Annotated in this window: 20 protein-coding genes; 6 read left to right on the top strand and 14 right to left on the bottom strand. The window is 67.1% G+C overall.

Annotated features, from left to right (window positions below; genetic code table 11):
* Nucleotides 1–12: 12 nt before the first annotated feature.
* The 8 genes from hslU to AC5P9F_RS04615 form a co-directional block, all read right to left on the bottom strand.
* A complete protein-coding gene (hslU, locus tag AC5P9F_RS04650; RefSeq protein ID WP_005414521.1) occupies nucleotides 13–1386 on the bottom strand; it encodes an ATP-dependent protease ATPase subunit HslU in 1374 nt (457 codons plus the stop codon).
* 103 nt (nucleotides 1387–1489) lie between these two features.
* Nucleotides 1490–2041 (bottom strand): ATP-dependent protease subunit HslV, encoded by a 552-nt coding sequence (gene hslV, locus AC5P9F_RS04645; RefSeq protein ID WP_005411093.1) that lies wholly within the window; start codon nucleotides 2039–2041, stop codon nucleotides 1490–1492.
* 85 nt (nucleotides 2042–2126) lie between these two features.
* A complete protein-coding gene (gene xerC, locus AC5P9F_RS04640; RefSeq protein WP_005411094.1) occupies nucleotides 2127–3023 on the bottom strand; it encodes a tyrosine recombinase XerC in 897 nt (298 codons plus the stop codon).
* A 13-nt stretch (nucleotides 3024–3036) separates the two neighbouring features.
* The gene (locus AC5P9F_RS04635; protein WP_005411095.1) at nucleotides 3037–3711 is read right to left on the bottom strand and encodes a DUF484 family protein; all 675 of its coding nucleotides are present in this window, start codon (nucleotides 3709–3711) and stop codon (nucleotides 3037–3039) included.
* A complete protein-coding gene (gene dapF, locus AC5P9F_RS04630) occupies nucleotides 3708–4559 on the bottom strand; it encodes a diaminopimelate epimerase (RefSeq protein ID WP_005411096.1) in 852 nt (283 codons plus the stop codon). Before dapF ends, AC5P9F_RS04635 begins: the two co-directional genes overlap by 4 nt.
* Nucleotides 4552–4824, bottom strand: a complete 273-nt coding sequence (lptM, locus tag AC5P9F_RS04625) for an LPS translocon maturation chaperone LptM (RefSeq protein ID WP_005411097.1) — start codon at nucleotides 4822–4824, stop codon at nucleotides 4552–4554. Before lptM ends, dapF begins: the two co-directional genes overlap by 8 nt.
* 82 nt (nucleotides 4825–4906) lie before the next feature.
* On the bottom strand, nucleotides 4907–5332 hold the full coding sequence (locus tag AC5P9F_RS04620; protein WP_100438140.1) for a YbaN family protein: 426 nt from the start codon (nucleotides 5330–5332) through the stop codon (nucleotides 4907–4909).
* A gap of 54 nt (nucleotides 5333–5386) precedes the next feature.
* Nucleotides 5387–7498 (bottom strand): S9 family peptidase, encoded by a 2112-nt coding sequence (locus tag AC5P9F_RS04615; protein WP_076739049.1) that lies wholly within the window; start codon nucleotides 7496–7498, stop codon nucleotides 5387–5389.
* A gap of 220 nt (nucleotides 7499–7718) precedes the next feature.
* On the opposite strand from AC5P9F_RS04615, the gene AC5P9F_RS04610 reads away from it, so the two are divergent.
* Nucleotides 7719–8912: a pyridoxal phosphate-dependent aminotransferase gene (locus AC5P9F_RS04610; RefSeq protein ID WP_172476267.1), complete on the top strand. Its 1194-nt coding sequence runs from the start codon at nucleotides 7719–7721 to the stop codon at nucleotides 8910–8912.
* Nucleotides 8913–9039: 127 nt separating this feature from the next.
* Here AC5P9F_RS04610 and AC5P9F_RS04605 read toward each other — a convergent pair whose 3' ends face one another.
* Both AC5P9F_RS04605 and AC5P9F_RS04600 read right to left on the bottom strand, forming a co-directional pair.
* Nucleotides 9040–11136 carry a prolyl oligopeptidase family serine peptidase gene (locus tag AC5P9F_RS04605; protein WP_076739051.1) on the bottom strand — a complete coding sequence of 699 codons (2097 nt, stop codon included), beginning with the start codon at nucleotides 11134–11136 and terminating at the stop codon, nucleotides 9040–9042.
* A gap of 69 nt (nucleotides 11137–11205) precedes the next feature.
* Nucleotides 11206–11526, bottom strand: a complete 321-nt coding sequence (locus tag AC5P9F_RS04600; RefSeq protein ID WP_076739052.1) for a hypothetical protein — start codon at nucleotides 11524–11526, stop codon at nucleotides 11206–11208.
* Between the two features lie 128 nt (nucleotides 11527–11654).
* Here AC5P9F_RS04600 and AC5P9F_RS04595 point away from each other — a divergent pair, with 128 nt between their 5' ends.
* The gene (locus AC5P9F_RS04595) at nucleotides 11655–12257 is read left to right on the top strand and encodes a lipocalin family protein (protein WP_005411103.1); all 603 of its coding nucleotides are present in this window, start codon (nucleotides 11655–11657) and stop codon (nucleotides 12255–12257) included.
* 70 nt (nucleotides 12258–12327) lie between these two features.
* Here the strand turns inward: AC5P9F_RS04595 and AC5P9F_RS04590 are convergent, their stop codons facing one another.
* The 3 genes from AC5P9F_RS04590 to AC5P9F_RS04580 all read right to left on the bottom strand — a co-directional run bounded on the left by AC5P9F_RS04590 (nucleotide 12328) and on the right by AC5P9F_RS04580 (nucleotide 15119).
* Nucleotides 12328–13017, bottom strand: coding sequence for a methionine ABC transporter permease (locus AC5P9F_RS04590; RefSeq protein WP_005411104.1), 690 nt, complete (start codon nucleotides 13015–13017; stop codon nucleotides 12328–12330).
* The gene (locus AC5P9F_RS04585; RefSeq protein WP_005411105.1) at nucleotides 13014–14021 is read right to left on the bottom strand and encodes a methionine ABC transporter ATP-binding protein; all 1008 of its coding nucleotides are present in this window, start codon (nucleotides 14019–14021) and stop codon (nucleotides 13014–13016) included. Before AC5P9F_RS04585 ends, AC5P9F_RS04590 begins: the two co-directional genes overlap by 4 nt.
* Before the next feature lie 201 nt (nucleotides 14022–14222).
* Nucleotides 14223–15119, bottom strand: a complete 897-nt coding sequence (locus AC5P9F_RS04580) for a DMT family transporter (protein WP_076739054.1) — start codon at nucleotides 15117–15119, stop codon at nucleotides 14223–14225.
* Nucleotides 15120–15245: 126 nt separating this feature from the next.
* On the opposite strand from AC5P9F_RS04580, the gene AC5P9F_RS04575 reads away from it, so the two are divergent.
* The 3 genes from AC5P9F_RS04575 (at nucleotide 15246) to AC5P9F_RS04565 (ending at nucleotide 17196) form a co-directional block, all read left to right on the top strand.
* A complete protein-coding gene (locus tag AC5P9F_RS04575; RefSeq protein ID WP_005411107.1) occupies nucleotides 15246–15728 on the top strand; it encodes a YajQ family cyclic di-GMP-binding protein in 483 nt (160 codons plus the stop codon).
* A gap of 101 nt (nucleotides 15729–15829) precedes the next feature.
* Nucleotides 15830–16396, top strand: coding sequence for a DUF1415 domain-containing protein (locus AC5P9F_RS04570; RefSeq protein ID WP_164225394.1), 567 nt, complete (start codon nucleotides 15830–15832; stop codon nucleotides 16394–16396).
* Entirely contained in the window at nucleotides 16393–17196 is an 804-nt protein-coding gene (locus tag AC5P9F_RS04565; protein WP_012481308.1) for an SDR family oxidoreductase, read from the top strand. The genes AC5P9F_RS04570 and AC5P9F_RS04565 overlap by 4 nt, the downstream gene beginning before the upstream one ends.
* 103 nt (nucleotides 17197–17299) lie before the next feature.
* Here AC5P9F_RS04565 and AC5P9F_RS04560 read toward each other — a convergent pair whose 3' ends face one another.
* On the bottom strand, nucleotides 17300–19330 hold the full coding sequence (locus tag AC5P9F_RS04560; protein ID WP_043035531.1) for a M3 family metallopeptidase: 2031 nt from the start codon (nucleotides 19328–19330) through the stop codon (nucleotides 17300–17302).
* A 170-nt stretch (nucleotides 19331–19500) separates the two neighbouring features.
* On the opposite strand from AC5P9F_RS04560, the gene AC5P9F_RS04555 reads away from it, so the two are divergent.
* Nucleotides 19501–19905, top strand: coding sequence for a hypothetical protein (locus AC5P9F_RS04555; RefSeq protein ID WP_049461475.1), 405 nt, complete (start codon nucleotides 19501–19503; stop codon nucleotides 19903–19905).
* Nucleotides 19906–19915 lie beyond the last annotated feature (10 nt).

Raw genomic sequence — 19915 nt, 5'->3', positions numbered from 1 at the left:
CTCCAACGGGCATTACAGGATGTAGCGGCTCAGGTCCGGGTCCTGCACCAGCTCACCCAGGTGCTTGTCGACGTAGGCGCTGTCGATCGCCAGGCTTTCGCCATCGCGGTCCGGTGCCTCGTAGCTGAGCGAATCCAGCAGGCGCTCCAGCACCGTATGCAGGCGACGGGCACCGATGTTCTCCTGGCGCTCGTTCACCTGGAAGGCGATTTCGGCCAGGCGCTCGATGGCGTCGGCGGTGAAGCTGACCTTGACGCCCTCGGTAGCCAGCAGCGCCTCGTACTGCTTGGTCAGCGCGGCCTTCGGCTCGGTCAGGATGCGCACGAAATCACCCTTGCTCAGCGCACCCAGTTCAACGCGGATCGGGAAGCGACCCTGCAGCTCCGGAATCAGATCGCTGGGCTTGGCCAGGTGGAACGCACCGGATGCAATGAACAGGATGTGGTCGGTCTTGATCGTGCCGTACTTGGTGGACACGTTGGAGCCTTCCACCAGCGGCAGCAGGTCGCGCTGCACGCCTTCGCGGGAGACATCGCCGCCGCCCACGTTATCGCCACGCTTGGCGACCTTGTCGATCTCGTCGATGAAGACGATGCCGTGCTGCTCGCAGGCTTCGATCGCCGCGGTGCGGATATCGTCTTCGTTGACCAGCTTGCCGGCCTCTTCCTCGATCAGCAGCGGACGCGCGGCCTTGATGGTCAGCGTGCGCTTGTGTGCCTTCGCGCCGCCGCCAAGGTTGGCGAACATCGACTTCAGCTGCTGGCCCATTTCCTCCATGCCCGGCGGGGTCATGATGTCCATGCTGACATTGGCGGCCAGGTCGAGTTCGATCTCGCGCTCGTCCAGCTCACCGTTGCGCAGCATCTTGCGGAACTTGATGCGGGTCTCGTTGTCCTGCGCCGACGGTTCGTTGCGGGCGACTTCCGGATCGAAGCCGATGCCACCGCTGCGGCGCGGCAGCAGCGCATCGAGGATGCGGTCTTCGGCGCGTTCCTCGGCCTGGGTACGCACGCGCACCTTGGCCTGTTCGCGGTACAGCTTCACTGCGGTATCGGCGAGGTCGCGGATGATCTGCTCGACGTCCTTGCCGACGTATCCGACTTCGGTGAAGCGGGTGGCTTCGACCTTCACGAACGGCGCGTTGGCCAGCGTGGCCAGGCGACGCGCGATCTCGGTCTTGCCGACGCCGGTCGGGCCGATCATCAGGATGTTCTTCGGCATCACTTCATTGCGCAGCTCAGGCACCAGCTGCATGCGGCGCCAGCGGTTGCGCAGGGCGATGGCCACGGCGCGCTTGGCGTCGTGCTGGCCCACGATATGCCGGTCCAGTTCCTGCACGATCTCGCGCGGGGTCATGGTGGCGGAGGAAACTTCGATCTTCGACATGGATGTGCTCACGAATTCGTTGTCGGTCGTGCCGGCCGCTGGCCGGCAACCAGGCACGCGTGTGGGGGATCATGAGGTTGCCGGCCAGCAGCCGGCGCGACCCTCAGAGTTCCTCGACCACCACGTTGCGGTTGGTGTAGATGCAGATATCGCCGGCAATGCCGATCGCTTCGCTGGCGATGGTGCGCGCATCCAGTTCGGTGTGTGCCATCAGCGCACGGGCGGCCGACAGTGCATACGAGCCACCGGAACCGATGGCGATGATGCCGTCCTCCGGTTCGATCACATCGCCGGTGCCGCTGATGATCAGCGAGGTTTCCTTGTCGGCCACGGCCAACAGGGCTTCAAGCTTTCCGAGGCGGCGCTCGGTGCGCCAATCCTTGGCCAGTTCGACCGCAGCACGCTGCAACTGGCCGTGCTTTTCCAGCTTGGCCTCGAACAGCTCGAACAGGGTGAAGGCATCGGCGGCGGCACCGGCAAAGCCGGCCAGCACCTGGCCATCACGACCGAGGCGGCGCACCTTGCGCGCATTGCCCTTCATCACGGTGTGGCCCAGCGTGACCTGGCCGTCGCCGGCAATGGCCACGTGCTCGCCGCGACGGACGCAGACGATGGTGGTGGCGTGGAAAACGTTGGGGTTCTGACTGGGGTCCATGATGCCTCCGGGGTGACAGAACCAGAGGTGGGGACTGCCCTGCGCCCTTCAAGCCACCCGCGACCGGCTGCCGCACGGGCAACGTTCAGCTTTCTCCGCTGCCCTCGCTGCTGCTTCGACGCTTCGCGCGCGGATGCGCCGCGTCGTAGACCTTGGCCAGGTGCTGGAAATCCAGGTGGGTGTAGATCTGGGTGGTGGCGATGTCGGCATGGCCCAGCAGCTCCTGCACGCCGCGCAGATCACCGGATGATTCCAGGATATGGCTGGCGAAACTGTGCCGCAGCATGTGCGGGTGCACGTGCTTGAACAGGCCCTGGCGCTGCGCCAGCTGGCGGATGCGGATCTGCACCGCGCGTTGGCTGATCGGTCCGTTGCGGCCGGGAAATACCGGCGAGGCCGGACCACCGCCACTTTCGGCGCGCCACGCCTGCAGCGCTTCGCGCGCCGGCCGGCCGAACGGCACGCGGCGCTGCCGATTGCCCTTGCCCAGCACGTTGACCAGCCCGCTGTCGAAATCCAGATCGCGCCAGGTCAGCGCGCAGACTTCGCTCAGGCGCAGGCCGGAAGAATAAAAAAGTTCCAGCAGCGCGCGGTCACGGCGGCCGAGTTCACCTTCCGGCTCCAGCTCGACCAGCTGCACGGCCTCATCGGCGTCGAGGACCTGTGGCAACCGGCGCGGCGCGCGCGGCGCCTTCAGCGTTGCTGCAGGACTGACCTCGATGCGGCCGTGCTTGAGCAGCCAGGCATAGAAGCTGCGGCAGGCGGACAAGCGGCGCTGCAGGCTCTTGGCCGACAGGCCACGGCGGTGCTCATCGGCGACGAACTGGCGCAGCGCGTCGGCATCGAGTGCCTCCACCGCAACACCGCGCGGCTCGGCCCAGACCGACAGCGCGTCCAGGTCACGGCGGTAGGCATCGAGCGTATGCGCCGACATCCGCCGCTCTACCTGCAGATGCTGCAGGAAGGCCTGTACCGCGCTCATCGTCGTGTCCTGCTCAGCCCGGGAAGCGCTTCAGGCCGGCGACCAGGGCGTCGCCCATCATGCGCAGGAACAGCGTGCCCATGCCCGGATAGAAACGGTTCGGATCGTGGCTGCCCACCGCAATCAGGCCCACGCCCGGCAACGGCAGCAGCGCGGTGGTCTGCACTTCCTCGCTGCGCACGCCATACAGCACAGCATTCTTTTCCGGCTGCAGGCGGCCGCAGATCGGCTCGCCGTCCTTCAGGCAGTCGCGGAACGGGCCGAGCTGCGGATCATCGGCGGCGATCACCTGCAACCAGTCGGCCTGTTCCAGCCCGGCCACCGGCGTGTGCACCACCAATCGCACCAGGTCGCCGGCGAAATCTTCCTGCAGCGAGGCCGCCATCGCACGCAGGGTGTCGGCGGCGTTGTCCTGCTTCATCAACGCCAGGGTCAGCTGGTGCGTGCGCACCGCCAGGCGTTCGTTGACCTGGGCAGTCGCGCCCAGGTCGGCCAACCGTCGTGCCAACTCGCGGTTCTTCTCGCGCAGCACCTCCAGCTGGTAGCTGGCCAGCGACGCGGTCGGGCCGTCGTCACGCGGCACCACCAGGGTCAGGGCCAGGTCCGGGAACTGCTTGAGGAAGCCGGGATGTCGCCGCAACCAGGCAGCGACTTCGTGGGCCCCGAGCTTGTCGACGGTTTCGGTCATGCCATCCACTCCCCTTCGAAGACGAATGCAGTCGGGCCGGCCATCACCACAGGCTGGCCATCGCCCGGCCACTGGATGCGCAGGTCACCACCGGGCAGGCTGATGCGTGCATCACGCTGCAGGCGGCCGCGCTGCATCAGGGTCACCGCAGCGGCGCAGGCGCCACTGCCGCAGGCCAGGGTTTCACCGACGCCGCGTTCATTCACACGCAGACGTGCATGCGCCGGGCCCATCACCTGGGCGAAGCCCACGTTCACCGAGCGCGGGAACGAGGCATGCTGCTGCAGCAGCGCACCGACGCGCTCGACCGGTGCAGCATCGATCAGGCCCACTTCGATCACCGCATGCGGGTTGCCCATCGACACCGCAGCGAAACGCACGCTTTCGCCCTGCAGCGGCAGCAGGTATTCCTCGCGCGCGTGGGCGAAACCCACCAGCGGCACGTTGGCCGGCTCGAACGCCGGCACGCCCATGGTCACCGCGAACTGGCCATCGCCCAGCACTTCCACCTCATGGCTGGCCAGCGGGCTGTCGATGACGAAGCGGTCGCCCTGCGCACTGCCTTCGCGCACCAGCCAGGCGGCGATGCAGCGCGCGCCATTGCCGCACTGTTCGGAATTGGAGCCGTCGGCATTCCAGATGCGGTACGACGCCACCGCGCCTTCCGCGCGCGGCGCTTCGATGGTCAGGATCTGATCGCAGCCGACGCCGGTGTGGCGGTCGGCCAGCTGCGCGGCCAGTTCAGGCGTGGGCGGCGCGGTGCCGTCACGCAGGTCGATCACTACGAAATCATTGCCCGCGCCATGCATCTTGCTGAAGCGCAGGGCCTTGGAACCGGCCTTACTCATTCCCGCCGCCCACCTTCTTCGCAGGCGCAGGCGCCGGTTGCGTGGTCGGTGCAGCCGGCTCCACGGTCGTGGCCGGGGTGCCGCTGCCTTCGGTCTGCGCCGGGGTCGCTTCGGTAGCGGGCTCGGCAACAGGTTCGACGGTTTCTTCCACCGGCACCGGCTTCTGCGGCAGTACCAGCGGGCCCTTGTTGCCGCAGGCGGCGAGGAACAGCAGCGAAGCCGCTGCCAGCGGAATCAGGATGGCGTTTCGATGGGGGATCTTCATGCCCCGAGTATAGCCATTGGCGGCTGAGCGGTTGGTGCAGGGGATCGGGTTGCCGGCCAGCGGCCGGCACTACCGCAGGTGCTCAATCCGCGGTGGGCGGCAACGGCCGGGTCCACAGCCAGATCGCCACCACGGTCATGCTGCCGATCGAGAACCACTTCACCCAGGCAATCGGCACGCACCAGAGCATGATGCCGGCGCATACCGCCATGGTGATCGCGGCCATCCACTTGCCGTAGCGGCTGACCGCCCCGTGTGCCTGCCAGTTGGCGATGGCCGGGCCGAAGCGTGGATGCTGCAGCAGCCAGTTGTGCAGGCGTTCGGAGCCACGCGAGGCGGCCCAGGCCGAGATCAGGATGAATACGGTGGTCGGCAGGCCCGGTACGAAGATGCCGACGATGCCGGTGCCGAGGCTGACATAGGCCAGCAGCCACCACGCCCAGCGGAAACGCACCACGCGCGGAGGCGTGGTGGCATCGCGAGGGACGGAAGGATCTGGCGCGCTCATGGCCGCAAGGATACCGGTTCAGGGTGCCAGGCAGTGCCCGGCACCCTGTCGCGATCACGGCTGGGCGATGCCCAGCTGCTGCAGCACGAATGCGTACGACTCGGACAGCTCGCGGTAGCGCTGGAAGCGCCCCGACTTGCCGCCATGGCCGGCTTCCATGTTGGTGCGGAACAGGATCGGGTAGTGGCCGGTGTTGTCGTCACGCAGCTTGGCCACCCACTTGGCCGGTTCCCAGTACTGCACCTGCGAATCCCACAGGCCGGTGCCCACGAACAGCGCCGGATAGGCCTGCTTGCTGACGTTGTCGTAGGGCGAGTAGGACAGCATGTAGTCGTAGAACTGCTTCTGCTCCGGGTTGCCCCACTCGTCGTACTCGTTGGTGGTCAACGGAATGGTCGGGTCGAGCATGGTGGTCACCACGTCGACGAACGGCACCTGGGCCACCATCACGCGGTAGTCCTGCGGCGCCTGGTTGGCCACCGCGCCCATCAGCAGGCCACCGGCACTGCCGCCGGATGCCGCCACGCGGTCCTTCGCCGCCCAGCCCTGCGCCACCAGGCCACGGGTGACGTCGATGAAGTCGTTGAAGGTGTTCTGCTTGTGCAGCAGCTTGCCGTTCTCGTACCAGTCGCGGCCCATTTCCTGGCCACCGCGGATGTGGGCGATGGCATACACCACGCCACGGTCGAGCAGGCTCACCGCGGTCTGGTTGAAGTACGGGTCCATCGACATGCCGTAGCTGCCATAGGCGTACTGGAACAACGCGCCCTTGCCATCCTTCTGGTAGCCCTTGCGGTAGACCAGCGACACCGGCACCTTCACGCCATCGCGCGCGGTGATCCAGACGCGGTCGGTTTCGTACTTCGACGCGTCATAGCCGATCACCGGCTGCACCTTCAGCTGGCGGCGCTCACCGGTGGCGGTGTTCAGTTCGAACACGGTGGTGGGGGTGGTCATCGAGGTGTAGACGTAGCGCAACCAGGGCGTATCGGCCTCGGTGTTGTCGCCCAGGCCCATCGAGTACGCCGGCTCGTCGGCCTTCACGTAGTCGCTGCGACCATCCTTGAACAGCAGGCGGATGCGTTCCAGGCCCTCGGAGCGTTCGGCGATGGCGGTGTAGCCATCGAACAGTTCGAAGCCTTCGATGAACACCGCATCGTCGTGCGCGATCCAGTCCTTCCACTGCGCACGCGAGGTCGCATCGGTCGGTGCGGTGACCAGCTTGAAATTCTTCGCACCGTCGTTGGTGCGGATCACCCAGCGGCCATCGTAGTGGTCGGCGTCGTACTCGACATCGCGCTGGCGCGGCGCCAGCACAGTGAAGTGGGTCGGGTCGCTGGCCGGCGCGTAACGCTCTTCCGAGGACACGGTGCTGTGCACGCCGATGGTGATGAAGCGATCGTCGCGGGTGCGGCCGATGCCCATGTAGAAGCTGTCGTCCTTCTCTTCGTAGACGATGGTGTCGGCGCTGGCCGCGGTGCCCAGCACGTGCTTCTTCACGCGCACGGTCAGCAACGTTTCCGGATCGTTCTCGACGTACAGCACGGTGCGGTTGTCGTCGGCCCAGACCAGGTCGCCCGAGCTGCCGGTGATCACATCGGGCAGCACCTTGCCGGTGGCCAGGTCCTTGAAGCGGATGGTGTACTGGCGGCGGCCGACATCATCATCGGCCCAGGCCAGCAGCTGGTTGTCCTGGCTGACTTCCATCGAGCCGACGCTGAAATAGCCCTTGCCGGCAGCCATCGCGTTGACGTCCAGCAGGATTTCCTCGGCGGCCTCCATGCTGCCCTTGCGGCGTGCGTGGATCGGGTAGTCCTGGCCGGTTTCGAAGCGGCTGTAGTACCAGTAGCCACGCTCGCGCGCCGGCACGCTGGAATCGTCCTGCTTGATGCGGCCGACGATCTCCTTGTACAGGGTGTCCTCCAGCGGCTTCAGCGGCGCCAGCAGCTGGTCGGCATAGGCATTCTCGGCCTGCAGGTAGGCCAGCATGTCCTTGTTCCCGCGCTTGTCGTCGCGCAGCCAGTAATAGTCATCGTTGCGGGTCGCGCCGAACGGCGCCTTGACCACATGCGGATGCTTGGCGGCATCCGGCGGAACGGGCGGAGTGGCGGCGGTGGCAGTGGTGGTCATCAGGCTGGCAAGCAACAGGCAGAGGGTGGATTTCATGAGATAGGGCTCCTTGAGGGGCAATGCAATGGCGTCCTTGCGCCCGAGTCTGGGTTGCGGAAGGACGGTGGGCAACCCTGCGGAACGTCATGGTGGCCATGCCTGCCGGTAGTGCCGGCCGCTGGCCGGCACCCTCACGGCCTGCGGGTGGGTCGGTTGCCGGCCAGCGGCCGGCACTGCCAGAGCGCGTGACCCCGGTGCGCGGCGTACCATGGGCTGCATGAGTACCCTGCCCCATACGCCGGGCTACAGCCGGCGCAGCCATGAAATCGCTCCGTTCCACGTGATGTCCCTGCTGGCCCGCGCGCAGGCGCTGGAACAGGCCGGCCACGACGTGATCCACCTGGAAATCGGCGAACCGGACTTCACCACCGCCGAACCGATCGTGCGTGCTGGCCAGGCCGCATTGGCCGCCGGCCATACCCGCTACACCGCCGCACGTGGCCTGCCAGCCCTGCGCCAGGCGATCAGCGGCTTCTATCGCAGCCACTACGGGCTGGACATCGACCCCGAACGCATCCTGGTCACCCCCGGCGGCTCCGGTGCGCTGCTGCTGGCCAGCAGCCTGCTGGTCGATCCCGCCCGCCACTGGCTGCTGGCCGACCCTGGTTATCCGTGCAACCGCCACTTCCTGCGCCTCGTTGAAGGCGGCGCACAGCTGGTGCCGGTCGGCCCGGACACTGCCTACCAGCTCACACCGTCGCTGGTGGAACAGCATTGGAGTGCCGACAGCGTCGGCGCGCTGGTTGCCTCACCGGCCAACCCGACCGGCACCGTGCTCTCCGCCGACGAACTGGCCGCCCTGTCGAAGACCCTGCACGCGCGCGGTGGTCACCTGGTGGTGGACGAGATCTACCACGGCCTCACCTATGGCCTGGATGCACCCAGCGTGCTGCAGGTGGATGACAGCGCATTCGTGCTGAACAGCTTTTCCAAATACTTCGGCATGACCGGTTGGCGGCTGGGCTGGCTGGTGGCACCGCCAGCAGCCGTGCCGGACCTGGAGAAACTCGCGCAGAACCTGTACATCAGCGCATCGAGCATCGCCCAGCATGCCGCACTGGCGTGTTTCAGCGACGAAGCGATGTCGATCTTCGAACAGCGTCGCGAAGCGTTCCGCCAGCGCCGCGACTTCCTGCTGCCCGCGCTGCGCGAGCTGGGCTTCCGCATCGAAGTCGAGCCGCAGGGTGCGTTCTACCTGTACGCCGATGTCAGCGCATTCACCGATGACGCACAGGCGTTCTGCGCCCATTTCCTGGAAACCGAGCACGTGGCATTCACGCCCGGGCTGGATTTCGGCTTCCATCGCGCCAACCAGCACGTGCGCCTGGCCTATACCCAGGAAGTGCCGCGGTTGCAGGAGGCGGTGGCACGGATCGCGCGTGGGTTGCAGCGCTGGCAGGGATCACGTTGACGGTAGTGCCGGCCGCTGGCCGGCAACCCGGGAATGCGTGAATGATGCGGTTGCCGGCCAGCGGCCGGCACTAGCGGATAAAGAAAAACGCCGCCCTGGGGCGGCGTTTTCCGTTCTGCCTGTCTGCTTACTTACCGCCCAACCGCTCCCACAGGAAGCTGTAGGCCAGCGCCGACATGTGTGCGGCCTGCGCGTTGTTGGCTGCACCGCCGTGGCCACCTTCGATGTTCTCGTAGTAGGTCACGTCCTTGCCGGCGTCGATCATCTTCGCCGCCATCTTGCGGGCGTGGCCCGGGTGCACGCGGTCATCGCGGGTGGAGGTGGTGAACAGCACCGGCGGGTACTTCTTCTTCGCGTCGAACAGGTGGTACGGCGAGAAGGTCTTGATGAACGCCCAGTCGCTGGTATCCGGGTTGCCGTACTCGGCCATCCACGAGGCACCGGCCAGCAGATGGCTGTAGCGCTTCATGTCCAGCAGCGGCACCTGCACCACCACCGCACCGAACAGTTCCGGGTACTGGGTCAGCATGTTGCCGGTCAGCAGGCCACCGTTGCTGCCGCCCTGCACGCCCAGGTGCCTGGCGCTGGTGATCTTGCGCTTGACCAGATCGCGTGCCACCGCGGCCATGTCTTCATAGGCCTTGTGGCGGTTCTGCTTCAGCGCCGCCTGGTGCCAGCGCGGGCCGTATTCGCCGCCGCCACGGATGTTGGCAACCACGTACACGCCGCCCTTCTCCAGCCAGGCGCGACCCATGCCACCGGAGTAGCCCGGGGTCAGCGAGATCTCGAAACCACCGTAACCGTACAGCAGGGTCGGGTTGGAACCGTCCAGCTTCATCGCCTTGTCGTGCACCACGAAGTACGGCACGCGGGTGCCGTCCTTGCTGGTGGCGAAGTGCTGCTCGATCACCTTGCCCTTGGCATCGAAGAAGGCCGGCATGGTCTTCAGCGTTTCCGGGGCCTGCCCGATCTCGGCCAGCGCCAGGGTGGTCGGGGTCAGGTAGTCGGTGGCGGTCAGCCACACCGCGTCGCTGTCGTTGCTGTCCACCGCGGCCACGCCCAGTGTGCCGAAGGCCGGCGCGCCGACGAAGCGGCTGGTCTGCCAGCCATTGGCGCCCGGGGTCAGCACCGACAGGCGGTTCTTGACGTCATCCAGCACGTTCAGCACCAGGTGGCTCTTGGTCCAGGTGGCGCTGGCCAGCGAGGTGGTCGCGGTCGGGGTGAACAGCACGTCGAACTCACGCTTGCCGGCCAGGAAGTCATCCAGCCTGGTCGCCAGCAGTGAACCGGACGCATAGGTCTTGCCACCCACGGTCCACGGATCACGCAGCTCCAGGGTCAGCCACTGCTTGTGCAGGCCCTTCTCGGCCGAGTTCGGCGCATCGATCTTGGTCAGCGTGCCATCGTCGCCACGCAGGTAGATCTCGTTGTTGTAGAACGCCAGCGTGCGGCTGACCAGGTTGCGCTCGAAGCCCGGGGTGTCATCGTGCATCGCCGCGATGTACATGTCTTCCGGCTTGCCTTCATACACCACGCTGGCGGAGGCCATCGGCGTACCACGCTTCCACAGCTTGGCCACGCGCGGGTAGCCGGAGGTGGTCATCGAGCCGGCACCGAAGTCGGTGTAGACGAATACAGTGTCGCGATCGATCCAGTTCAGGCCGCCCTTCGACTCCGGACGGAAGAAGCCGTCCTTGATCCAGGTCTTGTTGGCCAGGTCGAACTCGCGGGTCACGTCGGCGTCGGCACCACCGCGCGACAGCGCGATCAGGCAGCGGCTGTAATCCGGGCGCAGGCAGTCGGCGCCGTGCCAGACCCAGTTCTCGCCCTCGGCCTTGTTCAGGGCATCGAGGTCAAGCACGGTCTCCCACTGCGGCGAGGCCTTGCGGTATTCGGCCAGCGTGGTGCGGCGCCACAGGCCACGCTCGTGCTGCTGGTCCTTCCAGAAGTTGTAATAGTAGTCGCCGATCTTCTGCACGGCGGGAATCTTGGCATCGGAGTCGAGCACCTCGCGGATGCTGGTCTCCATCTGCTTGAAGGCCGGGGTCTGCGCCAGGCGCGCCTCGGACTTGGCGTTCTGTTCCTTGACCCAGGACAGCGGCTTGTCGCCGGTGACGTCCTCCAGCCAGGCGTAGCGATCGGTGTCTTCAGCAGCCACGGCGCTCCCCACCGAGGCAGCGGTCATCATGCCAGCCAGCAGGCAGGCGGAAGCGAGTCGAGACATTGCAGCTCCAGGCAGTCATAAGCCGTGGAACGCTAGCATGGATCGCTGCAGCCGCCCCCGTGTCGAAGGTCAGGCCGTAGCGCGGCGGCGACGGCGGGGCGTCCCGGCGGTGCGACGATGTGCCTGTCCACCGGTGCGACGGGCCAGCCGCAGCCACGACAGGCGCGGCACAGGGAAGCGCAGCAGCGCCCACCAGGCCACCAGCGGCATGCCCACCAGCCACATCGGCAGCCAGCCCAGCCAGGCGTTGCTGCCGCGCGCGGCTGGCCAGACCAGTACCAGCGCCAGGCCGGCCAGGGCCACCTGCCGCACGCTGCGCAGCAGGCGCGGATCGGCGCGTTCAATGATGACGCGTTCAGTTGCAGGGCGGCGGACGGAACGTGCGTTCATGGGGCTTCTCCGGTGGACAATGCAACCCAGCTTGGGCAAGGCCCTTCTCACAGGTTGCGACACCATTGACGGATCGCGCACGCTCAGTCGACCATGCTCAGGCAAAGCCCTTCTGAGCCCGCTCCCGCATGACTTCGATCCGCCCGCTCTGCGCCATGCTGTTGGCCCTGTCCCTGGCGGGCCCCGCCGTGGCCGCCAGTGAGCCGCCATCGCCCCGCGCCAGCACCCCGCGCGCGACCGACCCGGATGCGCCGATCGACCTGAAGCGCTTCATGGGCACCTGGTACGTGATCGGCCGCGTGCCGAACTTCATCGAACGTGGCCATGTGGCCAGCGTCAACGACTACGAACTGCGCGACGAGCACAAGGTCGGCATCACCTACCGCTACCGTGATGGCTTCGGCGAACCGCTGCAGGAAGTGCGTGCCCGCGCCAGCGTCGACCCGGACAGCGGCAACCACGGCTGGCGCACCTGGTTCTACCGCGTCGTGCCTACCCATTCGCGGGTGCTGGAAGTGGCACCGGATTACTCGTGGGCACTGATCGGTTACCCGGGCCGCGAGATGGCCTGGATCTTCTCGCGTACGCCGGACATGGACAAAGCCCTGTACAAGGAGCTGGCCGAGCGCCTGCGTGACGAGTACGGGGTGAACACCGACAAGCTCAAGCGCGTGCCGCAGCACCCGGAGCAGGTCGGGAAGCTGGGTTACGAAGTACCGAACGTGCGTTGACCGCACGTGGGATTGCCGGCCAGCGGCCGGCACTACCCGAACAAGATGCCGGGCGCCGCCCGGCATTCTGTTATCTGCGACTGTAATGCGCGACCAGGCGGTCGCCAAGCATCTGCAGCAGCTGCACCAGGATCAGCAGCAGGACCACGGTGACCAGCGCCACGTCGGTGTGCGAGCGCTGGTAGCCGTCGCGGAAGGCCAGGTCGCCAAGGCCACCGGAGCCGATCGCACCGCCCATCGCGGTGAAGCCGATCAGCGCGACGGTGGTGACCGTTGCGCCAGCGATCAGGCCCGGGCGCGCTTCCGGCAGCAGCACGCGGGTGACCAGCTGCCAGGTGGTGGCACCCATCGCCTGGGTCGCTTCGATCACGCCACGGTCGACTTCGCGCAGTGCGGTCTCGACCAGGCGCGCGTAGAACGGCGCGGCACCGATGACCAGCGGCACGATCGCACCGCGTACACCCAGCGACGTCCCCATCAGGAACAGGGTGACCGGGATCAGCACGATCATCAGGATGATGAAGGGCACTGAACGCAGCAGGTTCACCACCAGCGCCAGCACGCCGTACGCAAATGGCCGGCGCTTCATCTGCGGTGCGCCGAACAGGTACAGCAGCACGCCCAGCGGCAGGCCGATGGCCAGGGTCAGCGGCAGCGAACCGAGCAGCATCAGCAGGGTGTCGATGGTGGCTTGGCCGATGTCGGCCCACTTGCCCGCGTCCAGGTGGCGGAAGAATCCGCCGGCAGTAGCGATGATCATCGACGCAGCTCCTCAACATGCACGCCGGCGGCCACGAATGCGGCCTGCGCGGCGGACTGGTCGCCGCCCACCAGGGCGACCACCAGCTGGCCATACGGGGTGTCCTTGATCCGGTCGATGCGACCGGACAGGATGTTGTAGTCAACCCCGGTCTCGCGCGCGACGCGGCCGAGCAGGGGTTCGTAGGTATCGCCACCGAGGAAGGTCAGGCGCACGATGCGGCCACCGACGGCATCGAAATCGCGGTGCAGCGTGCCCTCGTCCACATGCTCCGATTCGCTGACGAAACGGCGCGTGGTCGGGTGCTGCGGGTGCAGGAACACCCGGGTGACCGGACCGGTTTCGACCATCTGGCCGGCATCGAGCACCGCAACGCGGTCGCAGACACGGCGGATCACGTCCATCTCGTGGGTGATCAGCACGATGGTCAGGCCCAGCTCGCGATTGATCTTCGACAGCAGCGACAGCACCGAAGCGGTGGTCTGCGGGTCGAGCGCACTGGTGGCCTCGTCGCACAGCAGGATCTGCGGGCGGGTCGCCAGCGCGCGGGCGATGCCGACGCGCTGTTTCTGGCCACCGGACAGCTGCGCCGGATACTTCTGCGCATGCGCTTCGAGGCCCACGGTCTGCAGCAGCTCGGCCACGCGCGCGTCGATCTCCGTCTTCGGCGTGCCGGCCAGTTCCAGCGGGAAGGCGACATTGCCGGCCACCGTGCGCGAGGACAGCAGGTTGAAGTGCTGGAAGATCATGCCGATGCGCCGGCGCAGCGCGCGCAGGCCGTCCGCGTCCAGCGCGGTGACATCCTCACCGCCGATCAGCAGCCGGCCACCACTGGGTTCTTCCAGGCGGTTGATCATGCGGATCAGTGTCGACTTGCCGGCGCCGGAATGGCCGATGATGCCGAACACCTCACCGGCCTCGATGGTCAGGTCCAACGGTTGCAGCGCGCTGACTTCGCGGCCGGCAACGGCATAGGATTTGTGCAGGCGCTGGAACTCGATCACGGGCGTGGCTCACCGGCTGGGTGACGGAAGGGGGCGTGCAGCCTACCAGCGCAGGCGGTCGCGCGCCCGCGCCATGGCCCAGAATGTTATTCCTTTTGGTTCTAAGAAACTGTCCCCGGTAGTGCCGGCCGCTGGCCGGCACCTGCAGCGGTCCCTCCGGCGCAAGGGGTTGCCGGCCAGCGGCCGGCACTACCCCCGGGCTCAGGGATGATCCAGCGGCTTCGGCGGCTGCACCCGGTTCAGGCGTTCCCGGTGCAGCAGGTACAGGCCCGAAGCCACGATGATCGCGGCGCCCACCCAGGTGTAACCATCCGGCAGCTGGCCCCAGAAGGCCAGGTCCCAGCCGATCACCCAGACCAGGCCGCTGTACTCCAGCGGCGCGATCATCGACGCCTCGCCCAGCTGGAACGCCCGGGTCAGGGCGATCTGGCCCAATGCCCCGGCCAGGCCCATGCCAGCGATCAGCGGCGCGTGTGCCAGCTGCAGCGGCACCCAGCCGGGAATGGACAGCAGGCCGGCACCGATGGCCATGATCACCAGGAACCAGACCACCATCGACTGCGAGGTATCGGTGCGGGTCAGCAGGCTGACGGTAATCGCGGCCACGGCATAGGCGGTGGCCGCGGCCAGCACCATCAGGCCGGGCACCGAGATGAAGCCGTCCACACCCGGCCGCAGCACCACCAGCACGCCGATCAGGCCGATACCGATGGCCACCCAGCGCCGCGGCCCGACCCGCTCACCCAGCAGCGGTACCGACAGCGCGGCGATCAGCAGCGGAGCGACGAAATAGATGGTGTAGGCGGTGGACAGCGGCAGGTCGCGCAGGGCGAACACGAAGCAGCCGATCATCGCCAAGCCCAGCGCGCCACGCAGCAGGTGCAGGCCCCAGCGGCGCGGCACCAGCGAGCGCGGCCCGGCGCTGACCAGCACCCACACCAGTACGAACGGCAGCGAGGCCGCACCGCGCAGGAAAGTCACTTCCAGGGTGGGATAGCTGGCTGACAGCTGCTTCATGCCGGCGTCCATCAGCGAGAAGCAGGCGACCGCAGCGACCATCCAGGCCACCGCACGCGAAGGGGAGCGTTGCACGTTCATGGCCCATTATCGCCGACCGCACCGGATTGTAGGGCGGCCGCCGAGCATGGGCCGGGCTCCACAGAAAGCGGGCACGCGGGCCGGCACGATAGAATGATCGCCACTGAAACCTGCGGAGCATCGCCCATGCCTTCCTTCGACGTCGTGTCCGAAGTCGACACCCACGAGCTGACCAACGCCATCGACCAGGCCAACCGCGAACTGGCCACCCGCTTCGACTTCAAGGGCGTGGACGCAAAGTTCGAGCGCGACGGCGATGTCATCAATCAGTTCGCGCCGACCGAATTCCAGCTCAAGCAGATGAACGACATCCTGCGTGCTCGCCTGGCCGCGCGCGGCATCGACGTGCTCAGCCTGGAGTTCGGCGACATCGAGACCAACCTGGCCCAGGCCCGGCAGAAGATCACCGTCAAGCAGGGCATCGAGCAGAAGATCGCCAAGAAGATCGCGGCGGCCCTGAAGGACGCCAAGCTGAAGGTGGAAAGCCAGATCAACGGCGACAAGCTGCGCGTGCAGGGCAAGAAGCGCGATGACCTGCAGGACGCCATCGCCGTGCTCAAGGCCGGCAAGTTCGAGCTGCCGCTGCAGTTCAACAATTTCCGCGACTGAGCCACCTGCCGGGAATCCCCCGGCGCTGCCAGCCGCAGGTACGACGGCGCGTTGCCAGCGACGCGCCTACAATGTCGGCCCCGCCAGCCGACGTGCCCGCCATGACCGATTCCCCGCTGCCCACCGATGATCCGATCGCCGCTACCCGCCTGTGGCTGGAGCGCATCGTCATCGGCCTGAACCTGTGCCCGTTCGCCAAGGCGGTCTATGTGAAGGACCAGGTCCGCATCGTGCTCAGCGATGCGACCACACCGGAAGCGCTGGTTGAACAGCTGGCCGAGGAGCTGGTGCTGCTGCGCGACACGCCGGCCGAGCAGATCGACACGACGCTGATCGTGCATCCGCAGGTGCTGAGCGATTTCCTCGACTACAACGACTTCCTCGACAACGCCGATGCGGCGATCGAGGCGCTGGACCTGCAGGGGATCCTGCAGGTGGCCAGCTTCCACCCGGACTACCAGTTCGACGGCGTGGCCGCGGACGACGCCAGCAACTACACCAACCGCGCGCCCTTCCCCACCCTGCACCTGCTGCGCGAAGACAGCGTGGCGCGCGCGGTGGATGTCTATCCGGACCCGGACGTGATCGTCGAGCGCAACATCCAGACCCTGGACCGCATCGGCGTGGACGGCTGGCATCGTCGCCTGCGCGGCGAAGACCTGACGTGAGCACGGTGCCGCCGATTGCCGCATGGCCGGCCGCGCCACTGTCGGGCAAGGTGGTGCTGGTCACCGGCGGCGCCAACGGCATCGGTCGCGGTATTGCCCAGGCCGTGCTCGGTGCCGGCGGACGCGTGCTGATCGGCGACCTCGATAGGGAGGCCGGCCAGGCCTGCCTGGACGAATGGCAGCGCGGTGAGGATGCCGCGTTCCAGCGTTTGGACATCACCGACGAAGCCAGCGTGCGCGACTTCATCGCCGAGGCGCTGCAGCGTTTCGGCCACATCGACGGGCTGGTCAACAATGCCGGCATCGCCGGGCCGCACGGCACGCGGCTGCAGGACATGGACTGGCACGAATGGCAACGCCGGCTGTCGTCGCTGCATGGCGCCTTCCTGTGCAGCAAGCACGCGCTGCCGGCGCTGACGGACAGTGCTGCGGGCGCGATCATCAACATCGCCTCCACCCGCGCCTGGCAATCCGAAGCGCACAGCGAGGCCTATGCGGCGGCCAAGGGTGGCCTGGTGGCCTTCACCCATGCGCTGGCGATCAGCGCCGGCCCGGCGGTGCGGGTAAACAGCATCAGCCCCGGCTGGGTCGGTACCACTGCGTGGCAGGCACCCTCACGGCGCCATGAACCAGAGTACTCGGCCATCGACCACGCACAGCATCCGGTCGGCCGGGTCGGCCGCCCTGAAGATATCGGTGCACTGGCGGTGTACCTGCTGTCGTCGCTGTCCGGTTTCAGCACCGGCCAGGACTTCATCGTCGACGGCGGCATGACCCGGAAGATGATCTACGCCGAATGACCGGTCTTCGGTAGTGCCGGCCGCTGGCCGGCATTCCGGCAGACCCACGCCATGCGTGGATGGCGGTGAAGTGCCAACCAGGGTTGGCACCCACCACAACGGTTTACGCCATGCCCGAGTGGCGCAGCAGCGCGTCGATCTGCGGCGCGCGCCCACGGAAGGCCTTGAAGTTCTCCGCCGCCGGGCGGCTGCCACCGCGCGACAGGATCTCATCGCGGAAGCGTGCACCGGTCTCGGCCAGTGCCTGCGGCGCTTCCTCGAACGCCGCATAGGCGTCGGCACTCAGCACTTCAGCCCACTTGTAGCTGTAGTAACCGGCCGCGTAGCCGCCAGCAAAGATGTGGCTGAACTGGTGCGGGAAGCGATTCCAGACCGGCGGGTGATTCACCGCCACTTCCGCGCGCACGCGATCAAGCAGCGCCAGCACGCTGTCCTGCGCCGGTTCGAACTGGCTGTGCAACAGCATGTCGAACAGGCCGAACTCCAGCTGGCGCACGGTGGCCATGCCGCTGTGGAAGTTGCGCGCCGCCAGCATCCGTTCGTACAGCGCGCGCGGCAGCGGCTCACCACTGTCCACGTGCGCGGTCATCGCCTGCAGGTGGTCCCATTCCCAGCAGAAGTTCTCCATGAACTGGCTGGGCAGCTCCACTGCATCCCATTCCACGCCGTTGATGCCGGCCACGCCCAGTTCGCCGATGCGGGTCAGCAGCTGGTGCAGGCCGTGGCCCATCTCATGGAACAGCGTGGTCACTTCGTTATGGCTGAAGGTGGCCGGCTTGCCATTGGCACCGCGGCCGAAGTTGCACACCAGGTAGACCAGCGGTGTCTGCACGCTGCCGTCTGCGCGCACGCGACGGTTGCGGCAATCATCCATCCACGCGCCACCGCGCTTGCCTTCGCGCGCGTACAGGTCCAGGTAGAACTGGCCAACCAGCGCGCCCTGCGCATCGACCAGACGGAAGAAGCGCACGTCGTCATGCCACACCGGTGCGCTGTCCTCCTGCACGCGCAGGCCGTACAGCTGCTCGATCACCGAGAACAGGCCGCCAAGCACCTTCGGTTCGGTGAAATACTGCTTCACTTCCTGTTCGGAATAGCTGTAACGGGCCTGCTTCAGGCGGTCGGCGGCGAACGCCAGGTCCCAGGCCTGCAGGCTGTCGATGCCCAGCTGCTCGCGTGCGAACTGCTCCAGGTCGGCCCGGTCCCTGGCCGCGAACGGCTTGGCGCGCGCGGCCAGGTCACGCAGGAAACCCAGCACTTCGGCCGGGTCCTGCGCCATCTTGGTCGCTACCGAATAATCGCCATACGAATCGAAGCCGAGCAGCGCGGCCAGTTCAGCGCGCAGGGCGAGGATCCGATCGATGTTGCCGCTGTTGTCCAGGGACTCATCGCCGAATTCGGACGCACGCTGTGCGCTGGCGCGGTACAGGATCTCGCGCAGGTCGCGGTCCTCGCCCCAGGTCTGCACCGGCAGGTAGCACGGCATCTGCAGGGTCAGTTTCCAGCCGGCCTTGCCGTCCTTCTGTGCTGCGGCATGCGCGGCGGCCTTCACGTCTTCCGGCAGGCCCTTCAGCCGCGCTTCGTCCTCGATGATCAGCGACCAGGCATCGGTAGCGTCGAGCACGTTCTGCGAGAACTTCGCCGACAGGGCCGACAGTTCTTCCTTGATCGCCGCGAAGCGCTGCTGCGCCTCCGGCGCCAGCTCGGCACCACCGAGGCGGAAATCGCGCAGGGTGTTGTCCAGCACCTTGCGCTGGGCCGCGTCGAAGCGCGCCGCCTCGGCACTGGCGGCCAGCGTCTGGTACTGCCGGTACAACGCCAGGTTCTGGCCCAGCGCGCTGGCGAAGCGGGTCACCCGCGGCAGGTTGCTGTTGTAGGCCTCACGCAGTTCCGGGGTGTTGACCACGCCCTGCAGGTGGCCGACCAGACCCCAGGCGCGCCACAGGCGCTCGGTGGCGTCATCCAGCGGGGCAACGAAGGTCTGCCAGGTGACCGGCTGCAGCTGCTCGGCGGCGCTGACGGCGGCTTCGGCCTCGGCCAGCAGCACGTCCAGCGCCGGCGCCACGTGCTCGGGGCGGATGGCCTCGAAGCGCGGCAGGCCGGAAAAATCGAGCAGGGGGTTGGCAACGGTCACGGCAGATCTCCAGGGTACGGGCCCGGCAGGCGGGCAGCATGCAGGATATGGCGCTGGCAGGCGGGGCTGACAAGGGGGCACGGCCCGGCATTCACGTCGGCCTTACGGTCGCGCACCGAAGCTCTGGCTGCGGGGGAGTCCGCAGCGGTACGCACCGAATGAGGCCCTACATGGAAGGTCTGGCTGCAGTTGCATCCGCCTCACCGGCCCGGTCACTGGCATTGTCCGCCAGCCCGGCCGAACTGACCTGGATCGCCGCATTGTGCGATGCCGGCGATGACGCCCCGCGCCATCTGCAGCAGTTGCAGGCAGTGCTGCAGCAGGGCGGCACGTTCAACGATGCGCAGGAGTGGTACCCGTTCGAGGTGATCGAACGCGGCGCCAGCCAGCTGCGGCTGGGCCATGAGCGCGAGTTCGCGATCTGCGTGCTGCTGTGGCTGCAGGCGCTGGCCCAGGGCCGAGCGAGCATCCTGGACCCGAGCCTGCATCTGGATGATCGCGCGATGGACATCGAGGCCTTGCCCGATGCACTGCGCGACGCGGTGCTGGACGCGTTCACTGCAGCGGGATATTGAGACGCCCCGG

Source organism: Stenotrophomonas sp. YJH_SMC_4 (genome assembly GCF_059371575.1).
Note: the sequence above shows the minus strand (reverse complement) of the source record. Positions and strands in the feature narration are given on the sequence as shown.